Annotated in this window: 24 protein-coding genes; 14 read left to right on the top strand and 10 right to left on the bottom strand. The window is 74.9% G+C overall.

The features are described from left to right. Window positions 1–7: 7 nt before the first annotated feature. A complete protein-coding gene (locus ACI8AD_RS03585) occupies window positions 8–307 on the bottom strand; it encodes a WhiB family transcriptional regulator (protein WP_089402147.1) in 300 nt (99 codons plus the stop codon). Window positions 308–549: 242 nt separating this feature from the next. Here ACI8AD_RS03585 and ACI8AD_RS03580 point away from each other — a divergent pair, with 242 nt between their 5' ends. Next, a complete protein-coding gene (locus ACI8AD_RS03580) occupies window positions 550–1284 on the top strand; it encodes a LuxR C-terminal-related transcriptional regulator (protein WP_456869184.1) in 735 nt (244 codons plus the stop codon). Between the two features lie 76 nt (window positions 1285–1360). On the opposite strand, the gene ACI8AD_RS03575 is transcribed toward ACI8AD_RS03580, so the two are convergent. After that, on the bottom strand, window positions 1361–1720 hold the full coding sequence (locus ACI8AD_RS03575) for a DUF5319 family protein (RefSeq protein ID WP_456869183.1): 360 nt from the start codon (window positions 1718–1720) through the stop codon (window positions 1361–1363). 212 nt (window positions 1721–1932) lie between these two features. Here ACI8AD_RS03575 and guaB point away from each other — a divergent pair, with 212 nt between their 5' ends. The 4 genes from guaB (at window position 1933) to ACI8AD_RS03555 (ending at window position 9147) form a co-directional block, all read left to right on the top strand. Continuing rightward, window positions 1933–3465 (top strand): IMP dehydrogenase, encoded by a 1533-nt coding sequence (gene guaB / locus ACI8AD_RS03570; protein WP_456869182.1) that lies wholly within the window; start codon window positions 1933–1935, stop codon window positions 3463–3465. 2 nt (window positions 3466–3467) lie between these two features. Next, entirely contained in the window at window positions 3468–4604 is a 1137-nt protein-coding gene (locus tag ACI8AD_RS03565) for a GuaB3 family IMP dehydrogenase-related protein (RefSeq protein WP_456869181.1), read from the top strand. Continuing rightward, window positions 4604–6166, top strand: a complete 1563-nt coding sequence (gene guaA / locus ACI8AD_RS03560) for a glutamine-hydrolyzing GMP synthase (RefSeq protein WP_456869180.1) — start codon at window positions 4604–4606, stop codon at window positions 6164–6166. Before ACI8AD_RS03565 ends, guaA begins: the two co-directional genes overlap by 1 nt. 251 nt (window positions 6167–6417) lie before the next feature. Further along, on the top strand, window positions 6418–9147 hold the full coding sequence (locus ACI8AD_RS03555; RefSeq protein WP_456869179.1) for a PA14 domain-containing protein: 2730 nt from the start codon (window positions 6418–6420) through the stop codon (window positions 9145–9147). A 73-nt stretch (window positions 9148–9220) separates the two neighbouring features. On the opposite strand, the gene ACI8AD_RS03550 is transcribed toward ACI8AD_RS03555, so the two are convergent. Next, the gene (locus ACI8AD_RS03550) at window positions 9221–9517 is read right to left on the bottom strand and encodes a hypothetical protein (protein ID WP_089402152.1); all 297 of its coding nucleotides are present in this window, start codon (window positions 9515–9517) and stop codon (window positions 9221–9223) included. Beyond that, window positions 9510–10403: a PspC domain-containing protein gene (locus tag ACI8AD_RS03545; RefSeq protein ID WP_456869178.1), complete on the bottom strand. Its 894-nt coding sequence runs from the start codon at window positions 10401–10403 to the stop codon at window positions 9510–9512. Before ACI8AD_RS03545 ends, ACI8AD_RS03550 begins: the two co-directional genes overlap by 8 nt. Window positions 10404–10528: 125 nt before the next feature. Here ACI8AD_RS03545 and ACI8AD_RS03540 point away from each other — a divergent pair, with 125 nt between their 5' ends. From ACI8AD_RS03540 to ACI8AD_RS03530, 3 genes are all read left to right on the top strand, one after another. Next, the gene (locus ACI8AD_RS03540; RefSeq protein ID WP_456869177.1) at window positions 10529–11794 is read left to right on the top strand and encodes an ATP-binding protein; all 1266 of its coding nucleotides are present in this window, start codon (window positions 10529–10531) and stop codon (window positions 11792–11794) included. Then, window positions 11791–12459, top strand: coding sequence for a response regulator (locus ACI8AD_RS03535; protein WP_456869176.1), 669 nt, complete (start codon window positions 11791–11793; stop codon window positions 12457–12459). Before ACI8AD_RS03540 ends, ACI8AD_RS03535 begins: the two co-directional genes overlap by 4 nt. 342 nt (window positions 12460–12801) lie before the next feature. Further along, window positions 12802–14397 carry a M28 family peptidase gene (locus ACI8AD_RS03530; RefSeq protein ID WP_456869175.1) on the top strand — a complete coding sequence of 532 codons (1596 nt, stop codon included), beginning with the start codon at window positions 12802–12804 and terminating at the stop codon, window positions 14395–14397. A gap of 57 nt (window positions 14398–14454) precedes the next feature. On the opposite strand, the gene ACI8AD_RS03525 is transcribed toward ACI8AD_RS03530, so the two are convergent. Genes ACI8AD_RS03525 through ACI8AD_RS03515 form a run of 3 tightly spaced genes read right to left on the bottom strand, consistent with a single transcriptional unit; the run spans window position 14455 to window position 16662 of the window. Beyond that, on the bottom strand, window positions 14455–15189 hold the full coding sequence (locus tag ACI8AD_RS03525; protein WP_456869174.1) for a PIG-L deacetylase family protein: 735 nt from the start codon (window positions 15187–15189) through the stop codon (window positions 14455–14457). A gap of 34 nt (window positions 15190–15223) precedes the next feature. After that, window positions 15224–16096 carry an RNA polymerase sigma-70 factor gene (locus ACI8AD_RS03520; protein ID WP_456869173.1) on the bottom strand — a complete coding sequence of 291 codons (873 nt, stop codon included), beginning with the start codon at window positions 16094–16096 and terminating at the stop codon, window positions 15224–15226. After that, window positions 16093–16662, bottom strand: a complete 570-nt coding sequence (locus ACI8AD_RS03515; protein WP_456869172.1) for a carboxymuconolactone decarboxylase family protein — start codon at window positions 16660–16662, stop codon at window positions 16093–16095. Before ACI8AD_RS03515 ends, ACI8AD_RS03520 begins: the two co-directional genes overlap by 4 nt. A gap of 162 nt (window positions 16663–16824) precedes the next feature. Between ACI8AD_RS03515 and ACI8AD_RS03510 the strand changes: the two genes are divergently transcribed. Continuing rightward, on the top strand, window positions 16825–17232 hold the full coding sequence (locus tag ACI8AD_RS03510; protein ID WP_456869171.1) for a YybH family protein: 408 nt from the start codon (window positions 16825–16827) through the stop codon (window positions 17230–17232). Window positions 17233–17250: 18 nt separating this feature from the next. Here ACI8AD_RS03510 and ACI8AD_RS03505 read toward each other — a convergent pair whose 3' ends face one another. Next, the gene (locus ACI8AD_RS03505) at window positions 17251–17514 is read right to left on the bottom strand and encodes a chorismate mutase (protein ID WP_456869170.1); all 264 of its coding nucleotides are present in this window, start codon (window positions 17512–17514) and stop codon (window positions 17251–17253) included. 242 nt (window positions 17515–17756) lie between these two features. Here ACI8AD_RS03505 and pcrA point away from each other — a divergent pair, with 242 nt between their 5' ends. Continuing rightward, complete coding sequence (gene pcrA / locus ACI8AD_RS03500) at window positions 17757–20051, top strand: DNA helicase PcrA (protein ID WP_456869169.1); 2295 nt, start codon at window positions 17757–17759, stop codon at window positions 20049–20051. Window positions 20052–20216: 165 nt separating this feature from the next. On the opposite strand, the gene ACI8AD_RS03495 is transcribed toward pcrA, so the two are convergent. Further along, window positions 20217–21116 (bottom strand): M23 family metallopeptidase, encoded by a 900-nt coding sequence (locus ACI8AD_RS03495; protein WP_456869168.1) that lies wholly within the window; start codon window positions 21114–21116, stop codon window positions 20217–20219. Window positions 21117–21310: 194 nt separating this feature from the next. Next, window positions 21311–22132 (bottom strand): lipase family alpha/beta hydrolase, encoded by an 822-nt coding sequence (locus ACI8AD_RS03490; protein WP_456869167.1) that lies wholly within the window; start codon window positions 22130–22132, stop codon window positions 21311–21313. Between the two features lie 283 nt (window positions 22133–22415). On the opposite strand from ACI8AD_RS03490, the gene ACI8AD_RS03485 reads away from it, so the two are divergent. The 4 genes from ACI8AD_RS03485 (at window position 22416) to sucD (ending at window position 26109) form a co-directional block, all read left to right on the top strand. Then, a complete protein-coding gene (locus ACI8AD_RS03485) occupies window positions 22416–23522 on the top strand; it encodes a hypothetical protein (protein WP_456869166.1) in 1107 nt (368 codons plus the stop codon). Further along, window positions 23519–23887 carry a cobalamin B12-binding domain-containing protein gene (locus ACI8AD_RS03480; RefSeq protein WP_456869165.1) on the top strand — a complete coding sequence of 123 codons (369 nt, stop codon included), beginning with the start codon at window positions 23519–23521 and terminating at the stop codon, window positions 23885–23887. The genes ACI8AD_RS03485 and ACI8AD_RS03480 overlap by 4 nt, the downstream gene beginning before the upstream one ends. A 91-nt stretch (window positions 23888–23978) precedes the next feature. Continuing rightward, window positions 23979–25139 (top strand): ADP-forming succinate--CoA ligase subunit beta, encoded by a 1161-nt coding sequence (gene sucC, locus ACI8AD_RS03475; protein WP_456869164.1) that lies wholly within the window; start codon window positions 23979–23981, stop codon window positions 25137–25139. Window positions 25140–25230: 91 nt separating this feature from the next. Then, a complete protein-coding gene (gene sucD / locus ACI8AD_RS03470) occupies window positions 25231–26109 on the top strand; it encodes a succinate--CoA ligase subunit alpha (RefSeq protein ID WP_456869163.1) in 879 nt (292 codons plus the stop codon). Window positions 26110–26162 lie beyond the last annotated feature (53 nt).

The following is a 26162-nucleotide window of genomic DNA, read 5'->3' as shown; positions in this document are numbered from 1 at the left end:
GGGGTGGTTACACCCCGGCGGCGACGGCAGCGGGCTCCGCGGCGATCAGCCGGGCCCGCTCCTCCTCGCTCATGCCGCCCCACACGCCGTAGGGCTCGCGGACGGCGAGGGCGTGCTTGAGGCAGGCCTCGACGACGGGGCACTTGCCGCAGACGGCCTTCGCGGCGGCCTGGCGACGGGCCCGCGCGGGGCCGCGCTCGCCGTCCGGGTGGAAGAACAGGGCCGTGCTCTCTCCACGGCAGGCGCCGTGCAACTGCCAGTCCCAGACCTCGGCCACGGGCGTCGGCAGTCGGCGGATGTCGGCCATCTGGTCCTCCTCGGCTCAGTGCGAGCCGGAGGGGGCGGTCCGGCTGCACGTGGGCCGGTGCCCGAGGGTCGGTGGCGCCAAACACAACCGGGATCGGCATTTTCCCGGCTGTCCTCTCCCTCCGCAGGGTGAGCACGGCTGTCCTGCGTCCCCACCGCCGGTCAAGGTGATCACCGGCCCCGCCGTTACGCGGGTCGAGTGACCCGGGCGACCGCCCGGACGGGGGAGACGAGGAGCAACGCGTGATCGACGACAGGATGCGTGGGCCCGGGCACGGTGCCACGACCGTGTGGGTGTACGACGAGCGCCGCCGGGTCCGCGACGACGTCGCCGCCCGCCTGGTGGCCCTGCCGTTCGTGGGCCGGGTCGAGGTCGTCGGGGACGCCGTCGCGCTCGTGCAGCGGCTGGCCACCCGGCAGCCCGACGTGCTCCTGGTGGGCACGCAGCGCGCCGTCGACACCGGCCTGACCGTGGCCACCCAGGTGATCCGGACCCACCCGTCGGTCCCGGTGCTCGTGCTCGGCGCCCCCGACGACGCCGAGACGGTGCGCGCCGCGGTCGCGGTCGGCGCCCGGGGCTACCTGCGCTGGGACGCCAGCGCCCTGGAGATGGGCCTGGGCCTGTCCCGGGTCGGCCTGCGCGCCGACGGCCGCCCGCCGCACACGGTGAGCGCGCCGGTCCCGCTGGCCTCGGTCGGCGCCCCCGCGCCGGCGTGGGCGACGCCGCTCAACGGCGCCGGGCCGCGCGCCGTGAGCTCGACGGTCCGCGAGACCGCGCCCCCGGTGGCGCTGTCGATGCGGGAGATGCAGGTCCTCACCGGCATGAGCCAGGGCAAGAGCAACGCCCAGATCGGCCGCGAGCTCTACCTGTCCGAGGACACCATCAAGACCCACGCCCGCCGGCTGTTCCGCAAGCTCGGCGCCAAGGACCGGGCCGAGGCCGTCGCGACGGGATTCCGCCGCGGCATGATGAGCTGACCGGCACCAGGACGCACCGAGGGGCCCCTCCGCACACCGGAGGGGCCCCTCGGCACGTCGTGGGCGGTCGCCCTGCTCAGCCGCCGGGCTCCTCGCGCTCGGCGACCGCGGCCACCCCGTCGGCGTAGCCGCTGGCGTAGTCCCAGCTGACGTAGTCGTCGGGGTCGGGGTCGAAGGGCGGCTCGTGCCGGCCGGTCTGACCCTCCTCGAGCAGCTGGCGCAGGTTGGCCTGCATCAGCGCCCAGTCGACGTGGTGCTCCTCGTCGCAGTCGGGGCAGTCGACGACGATGCCCTTGATGCCGGTGGGCTCGAGCAGCGTCCGGAAGACCTCGAGCTCGGCCAGGTCGTCGAGGACGCCGGCCCGTTCCTCCATGGTCAGCGGTGGCGGGTCCGACGGCGTGCGGCCGGGGTCCGGGGAGTCGTCGAAGGGACTCACGGTGCCTCCTCCCTCGTGCTGGCGGCGCTTCGCTTCGGCACGGGCGCGCGGGGCCCGCACGTCCGCAGGACACGGTAGCCGCCCCCACCTCCCGTTCCCACGCCCAGCACCTCCCGGCGGCGTCCCGGGCCTCCGGCGGCCCGGCCTACGATCGAGGACGGTTCCCGCGCACCCGGCGGGGGGCTGATCCGACCGAGAGGGTGGCGGCGACCATGCAGCCCGACGACCACGCACCTGACGGGCACCGCCCCGAGCTGCCGGCGGAGTTCGCCCCGCTCGGCCTGACCTACGACGACGTCCTGCTCATCCCCGGTGAGTCCGACGTCGTCCCCGCCGAGGTCGACACCAGCAGCCGGCTGACCCGCGGCATCCGGATCGCCGTCCCGCTGGTCTCCAGCGCGATGGACACCGTCACCGAGGCCCGGATGGCGATCGCCATGGCCCGCGTCGGCGGCGTCGGCGTGCTGCACCGCAACCTCGCCGCCGAGGAGCAGGCCGGCCAGGTCGACCTGGTGAAGCGCTCCGAGGCCGGCATGGTCACCAACCCGGTCACCTGCTCGCCGGACAACACCCTCGCCGAGGTCGACGCGCTCTCGGCCCGCTACCGCATCTCCGGTGCCCCGGTGGTCGACGACGACGGCGTGCTGGTCGGCATCGTCACCAACCGCGACATGCGCTTCGAGACCGACCAGCACCGGCTGGTGCGCGACGTCATGACGCGGATGCCGCTGGTCACCGCGCCGGTGGGCGTCGACGCCGACACCGCGCTGCGGCTGCTGTCCCAGCACAAGATCGAGAAGCTGCCGATCGTCGACGACTCCGGCCGGCTGCGCGGGCTGATCACGGTCAAGGACTTCGTCAAGCGCGACCAGTACCCGAACGCCACCAAGGACGCCGACGGCCGGCTGGTCGTCGGCGCCGCGCTGGGCGTGGGCGAGGACGCCTTCAAGCGGGCCGGGCTGCTGGTCGACGCCGGGGTCGACGTGCTCGTCGTCGACACCGCCCACGGCCACCAGCGGGCGGTGCTCGACATGGTCGCCCGGGTGCGGAAGGAGTTCGGCGGCGACGGCGGCGTGCAGGTGGTCGGCGGCAACGTCGCCACCCGCGCCGGGGCGCAGGCGCTGGTCGACGCCGGGGTCGACGCGGTCAAGGTCGGCGTCGGGCCGGGGTCGATCTGCACCACCCGCGTGGTCGCCGGCGTCGGCGTACCCCAGCTCACCGCCGTGTACGAGGCCGCCCGGGCGTGCCGGCCGGCCGGCGTGCCGGTCATCGCCGACGGCGGCCTGCAGTACTCCGGCGACATCGCCAAGGCCCTCGTCGCCGGCGCCGACACGGTGATGATCGGCGGGCTGTTCGCCGGGGTCGAGGAGGCCCCCGGCGAGCTGGTGTTCATGAACGGCAAGCAGTTCAAGACCTACCGCGGGATGGGCTCGCTCGGCGCGATGCAGAAGCGCGGCAACCAGTCCTTCAGCCGCGACCGGTACTTCGCCGACGACGTCCTCTCCGACGACAAGCTCGTCCCCGAGGGGATCGAGGGCCAGGTCCCCTACCGCGGGGCGCTGGCCACCGTGGCCCACCAGCTCGTCGGCGGGCTGCGCGCGTCGATGGGCTACGCCGGTGCCGCCACCGTGGCCGAGCTGCAGGAGCGCGGCCGGCTCATCCGGATCACCGCGGCCGGGCTGACCGAGAGCCACCCGCACGACATCCAGATGACCGTCGAGGCGCCGAACTACCGGGGGCGCTGACCATGCCCGCCCGTGACACCGTCGAGATCGGCATGAACCGGTTCGCCCGCCGGGGCTACGACCTCGACGAGATCTCGATCGTGCCCTCCCGCCGCACCCGCGACGTCGACGACGTCTCCACGGCCTGGCAGATCGACGCCTTCCGCTTCGAGATCCCGCTGGTCACCAGCCCGAGCGACGCCGTCGTCAGCCCGGCGACGGCGATCGCCGTCGGGCAGGCCGGCGGTCTCGGCGTGCTCAACGCCGAGGGGCTGTGGACCCGCTACGACGACCCGCTGCCGGTGTACCGGCAGCTGCGCGACGCCGCCGCCGAGGCCCCGCCGCCGGTGTCGCTGCTGCAGCAGGTCTACGCCGAGCCGGTCAAGCCCGACCTCATCAGCGCCCGGATCAAGGAGATGCGCGACGCCGGCGTGACCACCGCGGTGCGGGTCTCGCCGCAGCACACCGAGCAGCTCGCCCCCACCGTGCTCGCCGCCGGGGTCGACCTGCTGGTCATCCAGGGCACGATCGTCTCCGCCGAGCACGTGACCACCCAGGGTGCCGCGCTCAACCTCAAGTCGTTCATCGCCGACCTCGACGTCCCGGTCATCGTCGGCGGGGCGGCCAACTACACGACGGCGCTGCACCTCATGCGCACCGGCGCGGCCGGCGTGATCGTCGGCGTGGGCGCCGACAGCTTCTCCACCGGCGACGCCGTCATGGGCATCCGGGTGCCCCTGGCCAGCGCGATCGCCGACGCCGCGGCCGCCCGCCGCGACTACCTCGACGAGACCGGCGGCCGGTACGTGCACGTCATCGCCAACGGCCGGATCGAGACCAGCGGCGCGATCGCCCGGGCGCTGGCCTGCGGCGCCGACGCGGTGCAGATCGGCGAGCCGCTGCGGGCGGCGCGCGAGGCCCCGGCCGCCGGCGTGTGGTGGGACTCGGTCGCCGCCCACCCGCGGCTGCCCCGCGGCGGCACCTCGGCGCCGGTGCCGGCCCGCGGGTCGCTGGAGCAGCTGCTGCTGGGGCCGGCCGAGACCTCCGACGGCCGCACCAACCTCTTCGGGGCGCTGCGCCGCACGATGGCCAAGACCGGCTACCGCGACCTCAAGGAGTTCCAGCGCGTGGACCTCGTCCTCGGGGGTCGTCCCGACTGATGGACTTCCCGACCGTCCTCGTCGTCGACTTCGGCGCGCAGTACGCCCAGCTCATCGCCCGGCGCATCCGCGAGGCCGGGGTCTACTCCGAGATCGTGCCGTCGTCGGTACCCGTCGAGGAGATCCTGGAGCGGCAGCCGGCGGCGATCGTGCTCTCCGGCGGACCCTCCAGCGTGTACGCCGACGGGGCGCCGCAGGTCGACCCCGCGCTGTTCGAGGGCGGCGTGCCGGCCTTCGGCATCTGCTACGGGTTCCAGGCGATGGCGCAGTCCCTCGGCGGCACCGTCGCGCACACCGGCGACCGCGAGTACGGCGGCACCCCGCTGACGGTCACCACCGGCGGCCGGCTCTTCGGCGACCTGCCGGTCGAGCAGTCGGTGTGGATGAGCCACGGCGACGCCGTCAGCCTCGCGCCGCCCGGGTTCACCGTCACCGCGACCTCCACCGGTGCGCCGGTGGCCGCCTTCGAGGACGTCGACCGCCGGCTGGCCGGGGTGCAGTTCCACCCGGAGGTGCGGCACACCGCGCACGGGCAGACGGTGCTCGAGCACTTCCTGTTCGACATCGCCGGCCTCGAGCCCACGTGGACCGCGGCCAACGTCGTCGACGAGCAGGTCGAGCGGATCCGCGCGCAGGTCGGCGAGGGGCGGGCGCTGTGCGCGCTGTCGGGCGGCGTCGACTCCGCCGTCGCCGCGGCCCTGGTGCAGCGGGCGATCGGCGACCGGCTGACCTGCGTCTACGTCGACCACGGCCTCATGCGCGAGGGCGAGACCGAGCAGATCGAGCGGGACTTCGTCGCCGCCACCGGGGTGGACCTGCGGGTGGTCGACGCGCGGGAGCGGTTCCTCGGCGCGCTGGCCGGGATCTCCGACCCGGAGGAGAAGCGCAAGACCATCGGCCGGGAGTTCATCCGGGTCTTCGAGCAGGCCGCCCTCGACGTCGTCGGTGACGCGAGGGAGCACGGCGAGCGCGTCGACTTCCTCGTGCAGGGCACGCTCTACCCCGACGTCGTCGAGTCCGGCGGCGGCACCGGGACGGCCAACATCAAGAGCCACCACAACGTCGGCGGGCTGCCCGAGGACCTGCAGTTCACCCTCGTCGAGCCGCTGCGGACGCTGTTCAAGGACGAGGTCCGCGCCGTCGGCCTGGAGCTCGGGCTGCCCGCGGCGATGGTGTGGCGCCAGCCGTTCCCCGGCCCGGGCCTGGGCATCCGCATCGTCGGCGAGGTGACCCAGGAGCGGCTCGACGTGCTGCGGCGGGCCGACGCCATCGCCCGGGCCGAGCTCACCGCGGCGGGGCTGGACCGGGAGATCTGGCAGTGTCCCGTGGTGCTGCTGGCCGACGTCCGGTCGGTCGGCGTCCAGGGTGACGGGCGGACCTACGGGCACCCGGTCGTGCTGCGCCCGGTGTCGAGCGAGGACGCGATGACCGCCGACTGGACCCGGCTGCCCTACGACGTCCTGGCCCGGATCTCGACCCGGATCACCAACGAGGTGGCCGAGGTCAACCGGGTCGTCCTCGACGTCACCAGCAAGCCCCCGGGCACCATCGAGTGGGAGTAGGCGCCCCGGGCCGTCAGCGGTCCGGCGTCGTCCGGCGGGCACGCGGCGTCACGCCACGCCTTGTGGCGCAGGTCACAGCACCGTCGGCGTGTCGGCGGCCCCGCCTGGCTGGCTCCGGCGCGGCCTAGCGTCCCCGCACCCGGCCCCGCGGGAGGGCCCGGAGGGACACGGGGATCGCCATGGACGGCTGGGCTGCACGCGCACGGCGGACGGGACGTGGAGCGGGGGTCCTGGCCGCGGCCCTGCTCCTGGTGCTCTCCGCGTGCCTGGCGGTGGTGCTGCCGTCGGCGACGCCGGCGGCGGCCGCCCCCCAGCCGGGGTTCAGCGACACCACGGCCTTCAGCGGCCTGGTCAACCCGACGGCGGTCCGCTTCGCCCCCGACGGGCGCGTCTTCGTCGCCGAGAAGCGCGGCACGATCCAGGTGTTCGACGGCGTGGGCGACACCAGCCCCACCCAGGTCGCCGACCTGCGCACCGAGGTGCACAACTTCTGGGACCGCGGCCTCCTCGGGCTGGCGGTCGACCCCGGGTTCCCGACCCGGCCCTACCTCTACGCGCTCTACACCTTCGACGGGCCGGTCGGCGGGACGGCCCCGCGCTGGGGGACGGCGGGCGCCGACAGCGACCCCTGCCCGAGCCCGCCCGGGGCCACCAGCGACGGCTGCGTGGTGAGCGGCAAGCTGGTGAAGCTGACGCTCACCGGCACGACGACGACCAAGCAGGACCTGATCCACGACTGGTGCCAGCAGTACCCCAGCCACAGCACCGGCGACCTGGTCTTCGGCCGGGACGGCGCGCTCTACGCCTCCGGCGGGGACGGCGCGAGCTTCGACTTCGCCGACTACGGCCAGGACGGCAGCCCGGTCAACCCCTGCGGTGACCCGCCGGGCGGCGTCGGTGGGGCCATGACCCCGCCGACCGCGGAGGGCGGGGCGCTGCGCTCCCAGGACCTGCGGACCCCAGCGGACCCGGTCTCCCTCGACGGCACGGTGATCCGCGTGTCCCCGGACACCGGCGCGGCCATGCCGGACAACCCCAACGCGGCGGCTACCGACGCCAACGCACGCCGGATCGTGGCCCACGGGCTGCGCAACCCCTTCCGCATGACACAGCGGCCCGGCACCGACGAGCTGTGGATCGGTGACGTCGGGTGGGGGACCTTCGAGGAGATCGACCGCCTGGCGGCCCCGACCTCCGGCGTCAGCAACTTCGGCTGGCCCTGCTACGAGGGCAACGACCGCCAGCCCGCCTACGACGGGCTCAACGTGAAGATCTGCGAGGACCTCTACGCCCAGGGGGCGTCGGCGGTCACCGCGCCCTACTACCCGTACCGGCACGGGCAGCCGCTCAACGCCAACGACAACTGCAACGTGACCCGCGGCTCGTCGACCTCCGGCGTCTCGTTCCAGTTCTACTCGGGCGGCCCCTACCCGGCCGAGTACGACGGCGCGCTGTTCTTCTCCGACTACTCACGCAACTGCATCTGGGTGATGACCAAGGGCACCGACGGCCTGCCCGACCGCCTGAAGGCGCGGCCGTTCGTCACCGACGCCGCCGGCCCGGTCGACCTCGAGCTCTCGCCGCAGGGCGAGCTGTTCTACGCCGACCTCAACGGCGGGACGATCCGGCGGGTCGTGTACGGCGGGACGACCCCGGGGCCGACGACCTGCCCGACGGGGCAGTACCTGGCCGAGTACTTCCCGAACAAGACGCTCACCGGCACGCCGGCGGTCACCGCCTGCGAGGCCGCGCCGCTGTCCCACGACTGGGGCACCGGTGCCCCGGCGGGCGTCGGGCCGGACAACTTCTCGGCCCGCTGGACCGGCACGTTCGACTTCGCGGCCGGCGACACGACCTTCACCGCCGTGAGCGACGACGGCATCCGGGTCGCGGTCGACGGCACCACGGTCATCGACCAGTGGCAGGACCAGGCGGCGACGACGTTCACCGGGATCCGGCCGCTGACCGCCGGCGCCCACCAGGTGCGGGTCGAGTGGTTCGAGACCGGCGGCGCCGCGGTCGCCAAGCTGGACTGGTCCACCGCGGCGGCGACCGGGAACCCGGTCCCGCAGATCAACACCCCGGCGGCGGGCACCACCTGGCAGGTCGGCGAGCCGATCACCTTCGCCGGATCGGCGACCGACTCCGCCGGCCAGCCGCTCCCGGCGAGCGCGCTGAAGTGGGAGATGGTGCTCAAGCACTGTCCCGCCGACTGCCACGACCACCCGCTGCAGACCTGGACGGGGGTGTCCGGCGCCTCCATGCCGGCCCCGGACCACGAGTACCCCGCGTACCTGCAGCTGCGGCTCACGGCCACCGACGCGGCCGGGCGGACGGCCACCGTGACCCGGGACCTGCAGCCGCGGACGGTGCAGGTCACCGTGGCCACGCAGCCCGCCGGCCTGCAGGCCACCCTCGGGACCAGGACGGCGGCCACCCCGTTCACCGCCACGCTCATCGTCGGCGCGACCACCAGCCTGTCCGCCCCGTCACCGCAGACGTCGGCGGGGGTGCTGCAGGAGTTCGCCTCCTGGTCCGACGGCGGGGCGCAGACCCACCAGGTCGCCGTCGGGGCGAGCGCGGTCACCTACACGGCGGCGTACCGGGCCACGTGCGCACCGGGCCAGTACCGGGCGCAGTACTTCGCCAACCGCACCCTGTCGGGCACCCCGGTGTCGACCGGCTGCGAGGCGGCGCCGCTGGACCGCAACTGGGGGACCGGCGGGCCGCCGGGGGCCGGGCAGAACAACTTCTCGTCGCGCTGGACCGGCGTCTTCTCCTTCACCGCCGGCCCGCACACCTTCACCGCGACCGGTGACGAGGGGATCCGCGTGTACGTCGACGGCCAGCTGCAGGTCGACCGCTGGGCGACCGGCGGCACCGGCTCGGCGACGCTCACCCTGACCGAGGGGACGCACGAGGTCCGGGTCGAGCACTACGAGAAGACGGGACAGGCGTCGGCGAAGGTGACGTGGACCTGACCCGCCGCTGACGGACGAGGGCCCGGGGAGCTCGTCGCTCCCCGGGCCCTCGTCCCGTCCCTCCCCGTCGGGATCAGCGCCTGCGGCGCGCCTTGCGCAGCTCACTCACCAGCAGGCCCACGCCGGCGCCCACCAGCAGCAGCCACAGCAGGCCGCCGTCGGCGAGGAAGCCCAGCGGGAGGGTCACCCCGGCGAGGAAGACCAGCGCCAGGACCGTGAAGACGGCGCCCGGGACCAGGGCCACCAGGTCGGGACGGCGACGGCGGGGCGGCTCCGGCACCTCCAGCGCGCTCGGGTGCTGCCAGGCGTCGGCGAGCGCGCGCTCCTGCCAGGCGGTGGGGGTGGTGGGGAACTCGCTGTAGTCAGGCACGGGACACCTCCAGGTCACCGGCTCCGTGGTGGATCGTCAGGACCAGCTCGGCCCGGCCGTCGCCGTCCTCCGCGCGGAAGTAGCCACCCTCGTCGGTGGTCTCCCCGAACAGCTCCGCCTCACCGACGCCCTGCTCGAGGACGACCCGGACGTCGGCGTCCTCGGGCACGGTGATCTCCAGGTCGCCGAGGCCGTGGTCGACGCGGACCTCCTGCCCGTCGAGGTCGTCGGCGTCGATCCCGCCCAGGTCGATCTCCATGTTCCCGGCGCCCAGGTCGTAGACGGCGCGCACCTCCTCGACCGAGTCGGGGCTGTACTCGCGATCGCCGACCCCGCCGTGACCGTCGGTCCAGGCCGACACCGACGAGGTGAACAGCAGCGCCAGGGTGAGGACCGAGCCGAGCGCGATCAGCCCGCCGCGCGGCGCCCGGCCCCGGCTGAAGGCCGAGGCGACCAGGCCGAGCCCGACCACCAGCAGCGCCCCGGCGAGGAAGCCGCGCGGACCGAGGTCGAGGCCGGTGTAGCGGGTGACGAGCACCATCAGGCCGACGACGATCAGCAGCCCGGCGACGGTGATCCCGGCGACGGGGGAGCGCGGCCCCGGCGGAGCGGCGGGCGCGCCTGCCGCGGCGGGGTGGCGCGGGCCGGCCGGCATGAGCAGCCACAGCAGCAGGTAGACGGCGATGCCGGTGCCGCCGGCGAGGGTCAGGGCGACGAAGCCGACCCGCCACAGCAGCGGGTCGACGCCGCTGTACTCGGCCAGGCCGCCGGCGACACCGCCGACGACCTTGTCGGTGCGGCTGCGCCGCAGGGTCGGCCGGGCGGCCGGTCCGGGCGGGGGTGGGCCGCCGACGAGCGGGGCCTCGGGAGGGAAGGGAGCGGTCATGGCACAGAGCGTGCCGACGCCGCGGCCCGCGGGACATCGGGGAAGGCCCCCATCCGACCCTGGTCCTGCCCGTCCGGGGTCCTCCCGGTACCGGGGAGGGCCCGCGCGGTGCGACGATCGTCATCGTGACCAGGACCGTGTCCACCCCCGTGGGCGAGGCGTCCGGTGCGACCACCCCGGCCGCCCCGGACACCCCGCCCGCACCGCCCGCGCCGGTGCCCGCCGCGGCCCCCGCCGTCGCCGGACCGTCCGGGCGGCCGCCGCTGGTGCGCCCCCGCTCGGGCCGGATGCTGGCCGGCGTCGCGGCGGGGACGGCGGCGCACCTGGGCGCCGACCCCCTCCTCGTGCGGGCGCTGTTCCTCGCGCTCGCCGTGACCGGTGTCGGTCTCGTCGTCTATCCGGTGCTGTGGTTCTTCATGCCGCTGGGCGAGACCGGCGAGGACGTGGCCCCCCAGCCCAGCCGCCGGCAGACCGCCGCCATGGTGCTGCTCGGCCTCGGCGCGCTGGTGCTGGTCACGAACCTGGCCACCTGGGGCAGCAGCGAGCTGATCGGCCCGCTGCTGCTGGTCGCCGGCGGCCTGGCCGTCATCTGGCGGCAGCTCGACACCGACCGCACCCTCGCCCGGCCCGGCGTCCGCTGGGTGCTGGCCGGCGGGGCGGTGCTGGCCGCCATCGGCGTGGTGCTGCTGCTGGCCACCACCGGCCAGCTGGCCGCCGCCCGCAACGGCTTCGTCGCCACCGTGGTCATCCTCGTCGGCGTGGTGCTGGCCACCGCGCCGTTCTGGCGGCGCCTGCTGGACTCGCGCGAGGTGGAGCGCACCGCGCGGATCCGCTCGGAGGAGCGGGCCGCCGTCGCCGCCCACCTGCACGACTCGGTGCTGCAGACCCTCGCGCTCATCCAGCGGCACGCCGGCGACCAGCAGGCCGTCGCCCGGCTGGCCCGCAGCCAGGAGCGCGAGCTGCGCACCTGGCTCTACGAGCCGCGGACCGCGGCCGGCGGCACCTGGGCGGGCCTGGTGTCGGACATGGTCGCCGAGGTGGAGGGCGACCACGCGCTCACCGTCGACCCGGTCGTCGTCGGCGACGCCCCGGTCGACGACGCCCTCGCCGCGCTCGGCGCCGCCACCCGCGAGGCGCTGGTCAACGCGGCCAAGCACGCCGGCGTGTCCTCCGCCGACCTCTACACCGAGGTGACCCCGGCGCAGGTGTCGGTGTTCGTCCGCGATCGCGGCGCCGGGTTCGACCCCGCCACGGTGCCGGCCGACCGGCGCGGGCTGCGCGACTCGGTGACCTCCCGGGTGATCCGGCTCGGCGGGACCGCCACGGTCCGGTCCGCGCCGGGCGAGGGCACCGAGGTCGAGCTCGTGCTGCCGCGCGAGGACGCCGCGTGAGCGCACCGCAGCGCCCGTCGGTCTTCCTGGTCGACGACCACGCCATGGTCCGTGCCGGCGTCCGCCACGAGCTCGGCGACGCGGTGACCGTCGTGGGGGAGGCCGCCGACGCCGACGCCGCGATCGCCGGCATCCGCGCCGCCGTCCCCGACGTGGTGCTGCTCGACGTGCACCTGCCCGGTGGCGGGGGCCGCGCGGTGCTCGAGGCGCTGCGCGGCGAGCTGCCCGAGGTGCGGTGGCTCGCGCTGTCGGTGTCCGACGCCGCCGAGGACGTCATCGCCGTCATCCGCGCGGGCGCCCGCGGCTACGTCACCAAGACCATCTCCGGGCCGGAGCTGGTCGCGGCGGTGCAGCGGGTCGCCGAGGGCGACGTCGTCTTCAGCCCCCGGCTGGCCGGCTTCGTGCTCGACGCGTTCGCCGCGACCTCCCCGTCGGCGGCGCAGCCGGAGGACCCGGCCACCGACCCCGGGCTGGACCTGCTCAGCGCGCGCGAGCGCGAGGTCATGCAGCTGCTGGCGCGCGGCTACACCTACCGGGAGATCGGGTCGCGCCTGTTCATCTCGGTGAAGACGGTCGAGTCGCACGCGTCGAACGTGCTGCGCAAGCTGCAGCTGTCCAACCGCAACGAGCTCACCCGCTGGGCGGCGACCAACCGGCTCCTCTGAGCTGCCGGGAGGTCAGCTGATCGTCCTCCTGCGGTGACCGACGGTGAAACCCACCGTCGAGGCGTGTCCTGCGTCACACTCCGTCATCCGTGCTGGCGAGCACGGCTCCCAGCGGTCTCCCAGGGTCCTCCCAGGCCGCGCCGTCTCCGGTACCCGTCGGCGACCGTCCCTGTACCGCCCGTCCCGCCCGGGGCCATCCTCACCCGCGTCCGAGACCGGAACGCGTCCGTCGGCCACAGCTGCCCGGCGGGCCGGACGAGAGGAAACGGGATGGGAGATCGACGGACGGGGTCGGCACGGACCGGCACGAGGGTCCTCGCCGCGGGAGCAGGCGGGTTGCTGGTGGCGCTCGCACTGCCCGCGACCGCCGCGGTCGCGGCACCGGGCGGGGGCGGGTCCCACGGCGGCGGTGGGTGCGAGCACCGCAGCAACAACACCTATGACAAGCTCCTCGAGTGCATGACACTCGACGGGGTCATGGAGCACCTCGAGGCGCTCCAGAAGATCGCCGACAACAGCACCGACCCGGTGTACCCGGGCACCCGGGCCGCCGGCACCGACGGCTACGCCGACAGCGTCCAGTACGTGTCGAGCCTGCTCGAGGACGCCGGCTACGAGGTGACGCTGGACCCGGTGGAGATCACCTTCAACTTCCCGGCTGAGCTCCGCCAGCTCACCCCCGACGAGGCCGACTACGAGACCGGGGTGTTCACCGGCAGCGGCTCCGGCGAGGTGACCGGTCCGGTCATCCCGGTGGACATCAACCTCGAGGGCGACCGCGCCAGCACCAGCGGCTGCGAGGCCGAGGACTTCGCCGGCATCGACTGGAGCGGTGAGAACGACATCGCGCTCGTCCAGCGCGGCACCTGCTTCTTCGGCACCAAGGCCTACTACGCCGAGCAGGCCGGCGCCGAGGCCGTGATCGTCTTCAACCAGGGCAACGCGCCCGACCGCCTCGAGCTCATCGTCGCCGACGCCAGCAGCGTGGACGAACCCATTCCCGGGGCACCCGGACCGGTCACCCACGGCATCCCCGTGGTCGGCGCCAGCTTCGCCGACGGCGTCGAGCTGGCCGCGGAGGGGTCGACGGCGTACGTGCACGTCCTGCCCGCCGAGACGCGCACCGACTACAACGTCATCGCCGAGTTGCCGGGCAAGAACACCGACAACGTCGTGATGGCCGGCGCGCACCTCGACAGCGTCACCGAGGGGCCGGGCATCAACGACGACGGCTCCGGCACCGCCGCGCTGCTCGAGACGGCGCTGTTGCTGGCCAACTCGCACCCGCAGAACACGCTGCGGTTCGGCTTCTGGGCCGCCGAGGAGCAGGGGCTGGTCGGCTCGACGGACTACGTCGAGGGGCTGTCCCAGGCGGAGCAGGACCGCATCGCCCTCTACATGAACTACGACATGATCGGCTCGCCCAACTACATCTTCATGGTGTATGACGCCGACGAGTCGACGTTCCCAGCACCGGAGGGCATCACCATCCCCGAGGGCTCGGAGGCGATCGAGGACGTGTACGAGTCGTACTACACGCTCGTCGGCGAGCCGTACGACGACACCGCGTTCGACGCCCGGAGCGACTACCAGGCCTTCATCGAGGCCGGCATCCCCGCGGGCGGTCTGTTCACGGGTGCCGAGGTGCTGAAGACCGAGGCGCAGGTGGCGATCTGGGGCGGCACGGCCGAGGAGCAGTTCGACCCGTGCTACCACGAGGCCTGCGACGACATCACCAACCTCAGCGAGCACGCGCTGGAGGTCAACAGCGACCTCGTGGCCTTCGCGATGCTGACGTTCGCGTACTCCACGGAGAGCGTGAACGGCGTGCCGGGCAAGCGGGTCCCCGGCCGGCCCTTCGAGCTGCCGGCGCCCGCCGGTCCCGAGGGCACGTTCGCCGAGGAGGGCGGTGGGCTGGGCCACCAGCACGCCGCCTGACAGCCGAGGTGCGGGGCCGGTCCTCCGGGGCCGGCCCCGTTCCGCGCCCGGGGCCGGTCAGGCGGTGTGGACGACGTGGAACGCCTCGGCCAGGCGCCCCTCGGGCAGGCCGAAGCGGCGGGCGGTCTGCGCCATCCAGCCGGTGAGCCACCCCTCGAGGTCCTCGACGTGGGCGACCTGCGAGACGTGGCTCTTCAGCGCGGCGAACTTGAGCTCCACGACGTCGGTGACGTCGACGGCGTGGTCGGCCCGCGGGCTCGCGCCCAGCCACACCTCCGACACCGTCCACTCCGCCAGGCCCTCGTCGGCCAGCAGCTCGGGGAAGGCGAAGGGGTTGCGGGCGTCGGGGTAGACCGCGCGCAGCGTCGACTCGCCCACGGTCATGTGGTCGGGGTGGCTGGCGCCGATCCGCTCGTAGAACCGCTCCGGCGAGCTGGTGAGCACCCGCTGCGGCCGCACCTGCCGGATCACCCGGGTGATGTCGCGGCGCAGGTCGAGGGTCAGCTCCAGCCGCCCGTCGGGGTAGCCGAGGAAGCGGACGTCGGTGACGCCGACGGCAGCCGCGGCGGCACGCTGCTCCTCCTGCCGCAACGGGCCCATCCGGTCGCGGGGGGTGTCGTCGAACCCACCGGCGTCGCCGTCGGTGACGATGCAGTAGGAGACCTCGGTGCCCGCGGCGGTCCAGGTGGCGACGGTCCCGGCGCTGCCGAAGTCGACGTCGTCGGGGTGGGCGAGCACGCAGAGGGCGCGCTCGACGTGCGCGGCGGGCTCCGGGGGCGGGGGCGCGGTCACCCGGCGGAGCCTACTGAGCCGCCCGGGCCGCGCCTCACCTCCGCAGGCCGGCCAGCTTGTCGGGGTTGAGCACCACGAGGACCTGCTCGACCAGCCCGCCGGTGACCACCAGGGACACCGCCACGTAGGGCCCGGAGTCGGTCTCCGCGACCACGCCGGGGCGTCCGTTGACCTCTGCCAGGCCCATCCGCAGCCCCGGCAGCGACGCCCCCTCCCGGACCACCGCGGCGAGGAAGCGGGCGACCTTGTCCGCGCCGGTGATCGGCCGCAGCGCCGCCCGCGCCCGGCCGCCGCCGTCGGTCACCAGCACCGCGCCGGGGGCGAGGGCGGCCAGCAGCGCGTCGACGTCGCCCCCCAGGCAGGCGGCGAGGAACCGCTCGGTCACCTCGCGGTGGGCCCGCGGGTCGGCGTCGAAGCGCGGCCGCCGGGCCGCCACGTGCTCCCGGGCGCGGTGGCCGATCTGCCGGACCGCGGCCTCCGAGCGGCCGAGGGTGGCAGCGACCTCCGCGGCGGGCACCCCGAACACCTCGCGCAGCACGAAGACCGCGCGCTCGGCGGGGGACAGGCTCTCCAGGACGACGAGCAGCGCGAGCGACACCTCGTCGCCGAGCACCGCGTCGTCGGCCGGGTCGCCCCCGTGCCCGGTCAGCAGCGGCTCGGGCAGCCAGGGGCCGACGTAGGTCTCCCGTCGCGCACGGGCGGAGCCGAGCCGGTCCAGGGCCAGCCGGGTGGTGACCTGCACCAGGTAGGCGCGGGGGTCGGCGACGTCGCCGCGGTCGGCGGCCGACCAGCGCAGCCAGGCGTCCTGCACGGCGTCCTCGGCGTCGGCGACGCTGCCCAGCATCTGGTAGGCGACGGCGAACAGCAGGCGCCGGTGGGCGTCGAACGCCGGCAGCGGGTCGCTCACGCGCGGACCGGGATCTCGCAGCGGTCGCTGAAGCCCTGGCTGTGCAGCCCCAGGGCGCTGTTGGTGCGCGACCGGCTGTTCTCCACGGCGACCATCGTCGTCAGCTCGACCAGGGCGGCGTCGTCGAGGTCCCGGCGGAGCGCGGCGACCATCTCGTCGGTGACGCCCATCGGCGTGGTGCTCATCGCCTCGGCGTACTCCACCACGCGGCGCTCGAGGTCGCTGAGCACGTCGCTGTCGCGCCAGGTGGGCACGGCGCGCAGCTTGGCGGGGTCGACGCCCTCCTGGACGGTGACCCAGTACCCGAAGTCGACGCACCAGGAGCAGCCGACCGTCACCGCCGCCGACATGACCGCGAGCGTCTTGAGGGTGGGGTCCAGCCGGTTCCACCGCGCCAGCGCCTGCTCGTGGCGCATCTGGGTGAGCAGCAGCCGCGGGTGGTGCCCCATGGCGGCCGCGGGCGTGAGCGTCGTGCCGAACCGGCGACGCGACCAGCGGTCCACGACCCGGGTGAGGAGGGTGCGCGGCGGGTCGAGCGGGATGCGGGCGGTGCGGGTCTCGGTCATGGCGGGGAGTCCTCTCCGTGGGGGTGTCCATGGAGACGACGCAGCCGGCGTCGGTGTGACACGCGTCCCGGGGTTCCGCCGGGGACGGGGCGGGCGGATCCTGGCAGGCCACGGGGGCGGGTGCACGACGGGCCGCGCCGGCCCGTCGGGGGAGGAGCCGAGGTGGACCCTGCGCTGTCCCGGGCCCTGGACCGGGTCGCCGACGGCCTCGCCGCCATGGGCGCCGGCAACCCCGGTCCGTACGCGGCCTGCTGGGCGGACTCGCCCGACGTGACCCTGTTCGGCGCCTGGGGGCCGATCGAGCGGGGCCACCACGCCGTCACGGGGACCTTCGAGTGGGTGGGCAGCCGCTTCAGCGACGGCCGGCTCGTCCCGCGCTACGACGTGGTCGACGTCAGTGGCGACCTCGCCTACACCGTCGGCTCCGAGCAGGGGACCGTCCGGGTCGACGGCGGGGAGCCGCGGGACATGACGATCCGGGTGACCCACGTGTACCGGCGCGTCGAGGGCGACTGGTGGCTGGTCCACCGCCACGCCGACTTCCCGCCGGCCGACCAGCGGCACGGGTGAGCTGGTGGAACGGCCCCGTCAGAGGCGGCCGCGGCCCTGGCGCAGCAGCAGCATCCCGAGCGCGGCGCCGTCGCGGCCGAGCGCGTCCTGGAAGCGGGCGAGCACCTGCTGCTCGCGCGACAGCGACAGCCGGGTGCCGCCGGTGGCGCGACGCAGTTCGCCGATCTCCTGCGACACGGCCAGCCGGCGCTGCACGAGGCGGATCAGCTCGGCGTCGCAGGCGTCGATCTCGTCCCGCAGCTCGGCGATCCGGTCGTCGGCGGGGGTGAGGGTGGCGCTCATCTCGGTCTCCTGGTGGGGCGGCGGAGGCCGGAGGACCCCGAGAACGAGAAACGCCCCGGGCTCCTCGGGCCCGGGGCGTTCGTTGCGGCGGCTGCTCAGCCGGCGGCGACGGACACCGGGACCCGGTGCCCGTAGTAAAAGCGGACGGTGGCGAGCAGCACGTCGGGGAGTGTGCCACAGCGCCGCACGCGACCGCCACGGCGGACGGGATCGTCGCCCGCCCGAACTACAGTGGTGTGTCTATGAGCAGCGTGCAGCAGGCCCTCCCCGGAACCGCCGCGCTCCAGCGTTCCGCCCCCGGCTCGGCCGGCCGGGAACTGGACCGCATGCTGGCCGGGCTCAACGGCCCCCAGCGTCAGGCCGTCGTCCACGAGGGCGGTCCGCTGCTCATCGTCGCCGGCGCCGGGTCGGGCAAGACCCGGGTGCTCGCCCACCGCATCGCCTACCTGCTCGGCGCCCGCGGGGTGCAGCCGGGCGAGGTCCTGGCGATCACCTTCACCAACAAGGCCGCCGGCGAGATGAAGGAGCGCGTGGCCCAGCTGGTCGGCCCGCGCGCCCGCGCCATGTGGGTGTCGACGTTCCACTCCATGTGCGTGCGCATCCTGCGCGCCGAGGCGGCCAAGCTGGGCCTGAAGTCGTCGTTCACCATCTACGACCAGGGCGACTCGGTGCGCCTGATGACGATGGTCGCCCGCGACCTCGACCTCGACGCGAAGCGCTACCCCGGCCGCAGTCTCGCCGCGCAGGTGTCGAACCTGAAGAACGAGCTCGTCGACGAGGAGTCCTTCAGCCCGGAGACGGCGCCGGAGAAGGTGCTCAAGGAGGCCTACACGCTCTACCAGCGGCGGCTGCGCGAGGCGCACGCGCTGGACTTCGACGACCTGATCATGACCACGGTCAACCTGCTGCAGGCGTTCCCCGACGTCGCCGAGCACTACCGCCGCCGGTTCCGCCACGTCCTGGTCGACGAGTACCAGGACACCAACCACGCGCAGTACGTGCTCGTCCGGGAGCTGGTGGGCACGGGGGACGGCCCCGTCCCGCCGGCGGAGCTGTGCGTCGTCGGTGACGCCGACCAGTCGATCTACGCCTTCCGCGGCGCCACGATCCGCAACATCGACGAGTTCGAGCGCGACTACCCGCAGGCCACGACGATCCTGCTCGAGCAGAACTACCGCTCGACCCAGCGCATCCTCCGGGCGGCCAACACCGTCATCGCCAAGAACACCGGCCGCCGGGCGAAGAACCTGTGGACCGACGCCGGCGACGGCGAGCTCATCGAGGGCTACGTCGCCGAGAACGAGCACGACGAGGCCGCCTGGGTGGCCGAGCAGATCGACGCGCTGGTCGACGCCGGGAAGGCCCGCCCGGCGGACATCGCCGTCTTCTACCGGACCAACAACGCCTCCCGTGTCTTCGAGGAGGTGTTCATCCGCGTCGGCATGCCCTACAAGGTCGTCGGCGGGGTGCGCTTCTACGAGCGCAAGGAGGTCCGCGACGCGCTGGCCTACCTGCGGGTGGTCGCCAACCCGGCCGACGTCGTCAGCCTGCGCCGGGTCATCAACACCCCCAAGCGCGGCATCGGCGACAAGGCGGAGTCCTGCATCGAGCAGTTCGCCGACCGGGAGCGGATCGCGTTCGCCACCGCGCTGCGCCGGTGCCCCGAGATCACCACGCTCGCGCCGCGCTCGCTGAAGGCGCTGCAGGACTTCGTCGCGCTGCTGGAGGAGTTCGAGCGGCTCGTCGAGACCGGCTCGGGCCCCGCCGCGCTGCTGGAGAGCATCCTCGACCGCACCGGCTACCTGGCCGAGCTGGAGGCGAGCACCGACCCGCAGGACGAGGGGCGCGTCGACAACCTCAACGAGCTCATCTCGGTGGCCGCGGAGTTCGAGGCGGCCAACCCCGGCGGCACGGTCACCGACTTCCTCGAGCAGGTCTCGCTGGTGGCCGACGCCGACCAGATCCCCGTCACCGGCGACGAGGCCGGCGTCGTCACGCTGATGACGCTGCACACGGCCAAGGGCCTGGAGTTCCCGGTCGTGTTCCTCACCGGCCTGGAGGACGGCGTCTTCCCCCACCTGCGGGCGCTCGGCGACCCGCGCGAGCTGGAGGAGGAGCGCCGGCTGGCCTACGTCGGGATCACCCGGGCCGAGCAGCGGCTGTTCCTCTCCCGCGCCACGGTGCGCACCAGCTGGGGGCAGCCGGCCTACAACCCGCCGTCACGCTTCCTCGACGAGCTGCCCTCCGACACGGTGCACTGGGCCCGCACGGACCCGACGCCGTCGCCGAGCACGGGCTCGTCGGCGCAGCAGCGGGTGGCGGCCACCGGGCTGTCCACGGGCGGGCTCCGCGGCGGCCGGGGCAACCGGGCGGTCATCGCCGTCGAGGTCGGCGACCGCGTCAGCCACGACGCGTTCGGCCTGGGCACGGTGGTCGAGGTCAACGGTGCCGGCGACAAGGCGCAGGCCACGGTCGACTTCGGCTCCGGCGGCACCAAGCGGCTCGTGCTGCGCTACGCCCCGCTGGTCAAGCTCTAGCCCCGAGGAGCGGGGGCGCGGAGCGTCTCCCGACGAGGAGCCTGGAGCCGCCCGGCGAGGCGCCGTGAGGAGCGGGGCCCGGAGGGTCCCCGACGAGCGGCAGGGAACGGCTCCGCGCACCTGGGGTACGGCACCTGGCCGCGGTGTCGGCCGGAGGCCGACGGATCACACCGTGACGCCGCGCTCGGCGAGGAACTCCTCGGGGTCGATCGGCCGGCCGGTCATGCCCCCGCGGTGGATCTCGTAGTGCAGGTGCGGGCCGGTGGACTGGCCCTCGTTGCCGACCTTCGCGATCTGGTCGCCGGCGTGCACGATGTCGCCGGCCGCGACGTCGTAGTAGCGCATGTGCCCGTAGACGTGCACGTTGCCGTCGGCGTCCTGGATGTAGACGGCGTTGCCGTAGCCGGAGGCGCGGCCGGCCCGCAGCACGACCCCGTCGGTGGCCGCGTAGATCGGCGTGCCGAGCGGGGCGGCGAGGTCGATGCCGTAGTGCATGGAGCCCCAGCGCGTGCAGAAGCAGGTGGTCATCCGGCCCGACGTCGGCAGGACCGTCTCCGGCTCGCGGGCGGCGCGGGAGGCGGCGAGCTCGGACAGCCGGACGGCGGCCTCGGCCTGGGTGATGCCCTGGCGGACGCCGGCGTCGTCCATGTCGCCGGTGAACCCGAGGTCGGCGGCGCCCAGCCCGTAGTCGGCGGCGCTGGCGGTGACGGGACCGGCCGTGCTGCCGGTGAAGCCGGGGACGGCGGCGACGACCGCGCCGACGACCAGGGCCGCCAGCCACAGCGCGCCGCGGCGACCGGGGGGACGGCGCACGGAGCGGCGCGCAACCGCCGCCGGGACGCCGGCGTCGGAGGTGCCGGCCGCGGGGACGCCGGCCTCGGGGGTCGTGGCCTGCGGAGCGGCGGGGGTGTCGGTCGCGGGAGCGGCCGGGGCGCGGCGGGTGGTCCGTGCCGGCAGGACGGCGGCGGGCGGCACCGGGGCCACCGGTCGCAGGCCGGGGATCCGGCCGGTCGCCTCGGGCTCGGCCGGCGCGCGGCCGGCCGCGGGCTCCACGAGCGCGGTCACCGAGATCCCCTTCGTCCACGCTCCGGGGGCCGCCGGGTGCAGCGGTCCGTCGGGGGAGCGACGGCGGTGGAGGCGCCCGGGGGCGCCCGCCGGTGGGCACCGGCTCCGTGATCGGACCGTAACGTTCCGTCAGGTCGCGGCGGGGGAAGCCGCCGCGCGTGTCGCCGAGTCGACCGACCGCGCGAGCGGAGCGGTCAGGCGACCGCCGCCGGCACCGGCGTCGGCGCGGCGACCGGGCGCAGCCCCGCCAGCGTGGCCGCCACCTCGTCGACGACGCCGCGGTGGTGCGGCAGGGACATGTGCCCCACGCCCCGCGCGAGCACGTTGCGGGCCCGCAGGTCGGGGTGGTCGCACCGGCCGTTGCGGGTCGGCAGGACCAGCTGGTCGAGATCGCTGTAGACGGCGGTCGTGCGGGTGTCCCAGTCCGGTGCCGGGGCGGCGAGCTCCTGCAGCACCGGCGAGCCCGGCCGCAGCTGGCGGACCATCGGCGTGGGCAGCAGGTGCGCCAGCACCGACCCGCCGTGCGGGGTGCCGAGGGTGACCAGCGACTCGACCCGGCGGCCGCCGCCCTGCAGCTGCACGTAGTGCCGGGCGATGAGGCCGCCGAGGCTGTGCCCGACGAGGTGCACGCGGTCGTGCCCGGTCCGGGCGCAGATCCGCTCGACGTGCTCGCCGAGGTCGCGGGCGCCCTGCGCGATGTCGCCCAGCAGCGGGCTGTAGTTCCAGGTGCAGACCTGCGCGAAGCCCCGCCGGCGCAGGCCGCGCCGCATGAGCGTGAACACCGAGCGGTTGTCGACCAGGCCGTGGACGAGCAGGACCGGGGTGCGGGCGGCCAGCGGGTCGGCGGCGAACAGGGCGCGGACGCCGGGCGGCTGCTCGCCGGGGCGGCAGCGCTCGTCGGGCCGCAGCACCTCGGTCCAGGTGCCCAGCGGGTACATGAGCACGTGCGCGCCGACCCACGCCAGCTCGGTCAGCCCACCGGTCACCGTCGCCGGTGTGGCGAGCGCCCGCAGCACGCCCCGCGACGTCCCGGGAGAGGGCGCCGCCGTGTGCGACGCTGGACGGGACCCCGGGCCGGCGGTCGTGTGCATGGACGTGCCCTCTCCGTTCGTCGGCCCGGAACGGGTGGGGTCCCGTCGGCGGCCGGAGCACTCCGCTGTGCTCCGTTCACAGGACGGTAATGCCCCCGTGTGGCGACGGTCACACGGCGGGATGCCGCGTCTCGACGAGATCGACGCCGTTCTGTGACACATCTCGACGAAGAGGCGCTCCACACTGCTCGACGACGAAGGGGGACCCGTGGCCGGCCCGGAACGCACCACCCGGAACGACCGGGCCGGCGGCGCGACCGCACGGCGCGCCACGGCCGGCGGTGACCGGCGACCCGCCGCGGCCCGGCCCGACCGGCGCGGCGCGGGCATCGCCGCCGCCGACGGCCGGGCCCCGCTCGCCCCGGGCCGTGCCGCCGGGCAGCCGGTCCCCGCCGACGGCCTCGTCGTCGGCGAGGTCCCCCGCGCCGCCCGGGTCGCCGGCGTCCTCCTCGTGCTCGCCGGCCTCGCCGGCCTGGCCGCGCTGTTCCCTCCCTACCTGGTCGTCGGCGACCGCGAGCTGACGCTCGGCGGGGGGCTCGGCGGGGTCCTCGTGGGCCTGGTCGTGCCGGTCACCTCGGTCGCCGTCGGAGCCGGGCTGGCCGCCGGCCGGGTGCCCCGGTTCGGGCTGGCCTACGCCGGCGTCGGCGGCCCGCTGGCGCTGGGCGCGCTGCTCATCGAGGTGTACCGGGGCAGCGCCTCGACGGTGCGGCCCGGCGTCGAGGTGCTCGCCGGGGAGCGGGTGCTGACCAGCTCGGTGGAGACCGGTCCCGGCTGGTGGCTGGCGGTCGTCGCGCTCCTGCTGACCGTGCTGGCCGGCGTCTGTGCCGCCGCCGTGTGGAGTCGCACCGTGATGGAGGACCGCGGCGCCCTCGACCCCGTCCGGTCGGGGCTGGCCGGCGCGGCGGTGCTGCTCGGCGTCCTCACCGTGCTCTGCCTGGCGCTGCCCGCCGCCGACGTCCCCGACCGCCTCGTCGACGACCCGGCCACCGGCCTGGAGGTCGTCGTCGAGCAGCAGGGCCCGCAGGCGCTGCTCGAGCGGCCGGGGCTGGCGCTGCTCGGCGGGCTGCTGCTCGCCGGTGCGGTCGTCCTCGGGTCGGTGCTCTCCCCGTCGCTGCGGCCGCGGCTGGCCGCCGTCGGGGGGTTCCTCGCCGTCGCCGTGACCGTGCTCGCGGCGGGCCTGTCCGGCCTGCGCGACGCCGTCGCCTCCGACGAGCTGGAGTGGACCGTCCCCGGCGCCGGGCTGCTGGTCGCGGGCCTCGCCTACGCGCTGCTCACCCTCCTCGCCTGGCGGCTGCGCCGGACCGGGAGCGGGTGACCGGGGCCGAGCGGCTGCGGGTGGTCGTCGCGGGGCCCGGCGGGCCGGACGACCCGCGCGCGGTCGCGCTGGCCCGGGCGCTGCGCGACGCCGGCGCCGAGGTGGTGCTGACCGGCGTGCCGGACGCCGCCGGGCCGCTGGCCGCGACCGTCGTCCAGGAGGACGCCGACGCCGTCGGCCTGGCCGCGGTGCCTCCGGACCTGATCGCCGACCTGCTCGACCGGCTGCGCGCCGCCGGCGCCGGCGACGTCCCCGTCGCCGTCCTCGGGGACCCCGGCGGCCTGCCCGCCGGTGTGCTGCGGTTCCCCGACGGCACCCCGCCCGACGACGTCGTCGCCGCGCTGCGAGGCGCCGGGACCCCCTGACCAGCGGCGTCGTCGCGGGGGCTGTGACCCGTCCCACCCCCTCCACCGCCGGTGCGGCAGGCCGCTCGGGCGGGGGCTACGGTGCCTGTCCGTGGATCTCTTCGAGTACCAGGCGCGTGACCTGCTGGCCTCGCACGGTGTACCCGTGCTGCCCGGCGGCGTGGCCGAGACACCCGACCAGGCCGAGGCGATCGCGCGGGAGATCGGCACCCGCGTCGTCGTCAAGGCGCAGGTGAAGACCGGCGGCCGCGGCAAGGCGGGCGGCGTCAAGCTCGCCGACGACGCCGACGAGGCCCGGGCCCGCGCCCAGGACATCCTCGGGCTGGACATCAAGGGGCACGTCACCCACCGCGTGATGGTCGCCCAGGCCAGCGACATCGCCGAGGAGTACTACTTCTCCTACCTCCTCGACCGCGCCAACCGGACCTTCCTGGCGATGGCCAGCGTCGAGGGCGGCATGGAGATCGAGCAGCTCGCCGTCGAGCGCCCCGAGGCCCTGGCTCGCATCCCGGTCGACGCCACGGTCGGCGTGGACGCCGCCAAGGCCGCCGAGATCGTCGACGCCGCCGGCTTCGCCCCCGAGGTGCGCGACCAGGTGATCGCCATCGCCGTGCAGCTGTGGGAGGTGTTCAGCCAGGAGGACGCCACGCTCGTCGAGGTCAACCCGCTGGCCAAGGCGCCCGACGGCACGGTCCTCGCCCTCGACGCGAAGGTGACCCTCGACGAGAACGCCCGCTTCCGGCACCCGGGCCACGAGGACCTCGAGGACACCGCCGCGGCCGACCCGCTCGAGGCCGCGGCCAAGGAGAAGGACCTCAACTACGTCAAGCTCGAGGGCGAGGTCGGCATCATCGGCAACGGCGCCGGCCTGGTCATGAGCACCCTCGACGTCGTCGCCTACGCCGGCGAGGAGTTCGGCGGCGTCAAGCCGGCCAACTTCCTCGACATCGGTGGCGGCGCCTCGGCCGAGGTGATGGCCAACGGGCTGCACATCATCCTGTCCGACCCGGCCGTGAAGAGCGTCTTCGTCAACGTCTTCGGCGGCATCACCGCGTGCGACGCGGTGGCCAACGGGATCGTGCACGCGCTGCAGCTGCTCGGCGACGAGGCGACCAAGCCGCTGGTCGTCCGGCTCGACGGCAACAACGTCGAGGAGGGCCGGCGGATCCTCGCCGACGCCGCCCACCCGCTGGTCACCCTGGTGGACACGATGGACGGCGCCGCGCGCCGGGCCGCCGAGTTCGCCGCCTAGGGGAAGGACCCCCTTCCTCCCCACCCCTCGCAGGCTCGGGGCGGGCCCCTGGAACGGGGCCGTTCCATCTTCTCCAGACAGGACCCACGAGATGTCGATCTTCCTCAACGAGAACAGCAAGGTCATCGTCCAGGGCATGACCGGGTCGGAGGGGCGCAAGCACACCCAGCGCATGCTCGCCTCCGGCACCGCGATCGTCGGCGGCGTCAACCCGAAGAAGGCCGGCCAGAGCGTCGACTTCGACGGCGCCGGCGTGCCGGTGTTCGGCGGCGTCGCCGAGGCGATGAAGGAGACCGGCGCCGACGTCAGCGTGATCTTCGTGCCGCCCGCCGGCGCGAAGGCCGCCGTCATCGAGGCCGTCGACGCCCAGATCGGGCTGGCCGTGGTCATCACCGAGGGCATCCCGGTGCACGACTCGACCTCGTTCTGGGCGCACGCCCAGGGCGGCGCGACCCGCATCATCGGCCCGAACTGCCCCGGCCTGATCAGCCCCGGGCGCTCCAACGCCGGCATCATCCCGGCCAACATCACCAAGCAGGGCCGCATCGGCCTGGTCAGCAAGTCGGGCACGCTGACCTACCAGATGATGTACGAGCTGCGCGACATCGGGTTCTCCACCTGCGTCGGCATCGGCGGCGACCCGGTCATCGGCACCACGCACATCGACTGCCTGCAGGCCTTCCAGGACGACCCGGAGACCGAGGCGATCGTCATGATCGGCGAGATCGGCGGCGACGCCGAGGAGCGCGCGGCCGACTTCATCGCGGCCAACGTCACCAAGCCCGTCGTCGGCTACGTCGCCGGGTTCACCGCCCCCGAGGGCAAGACGATGGGCCACGCCGGCGCGATCGTGTCCGGCTCGGCCGGCACGGCGCAGGCCAAGAAGGAGGCCCTCGAGGCCGCCGGGGTCAAGGTCGGCAAGACGCCGTCGGAGACCGCCCGCCTGATGCGGGAGATCGTCGGCGCCTGAGCCCCGCACGACCCGCACGGGGGCGCCCGCCCGGTCCGCACGCCGGACCGGGC

The sequence above is a fragment of the Geodermatophilus sp. SYSU D00766 genome (assembly GCF_054049915.1).
This window is presented reverse-complemented; position numbering and strand designations above follow the sequence as displayed.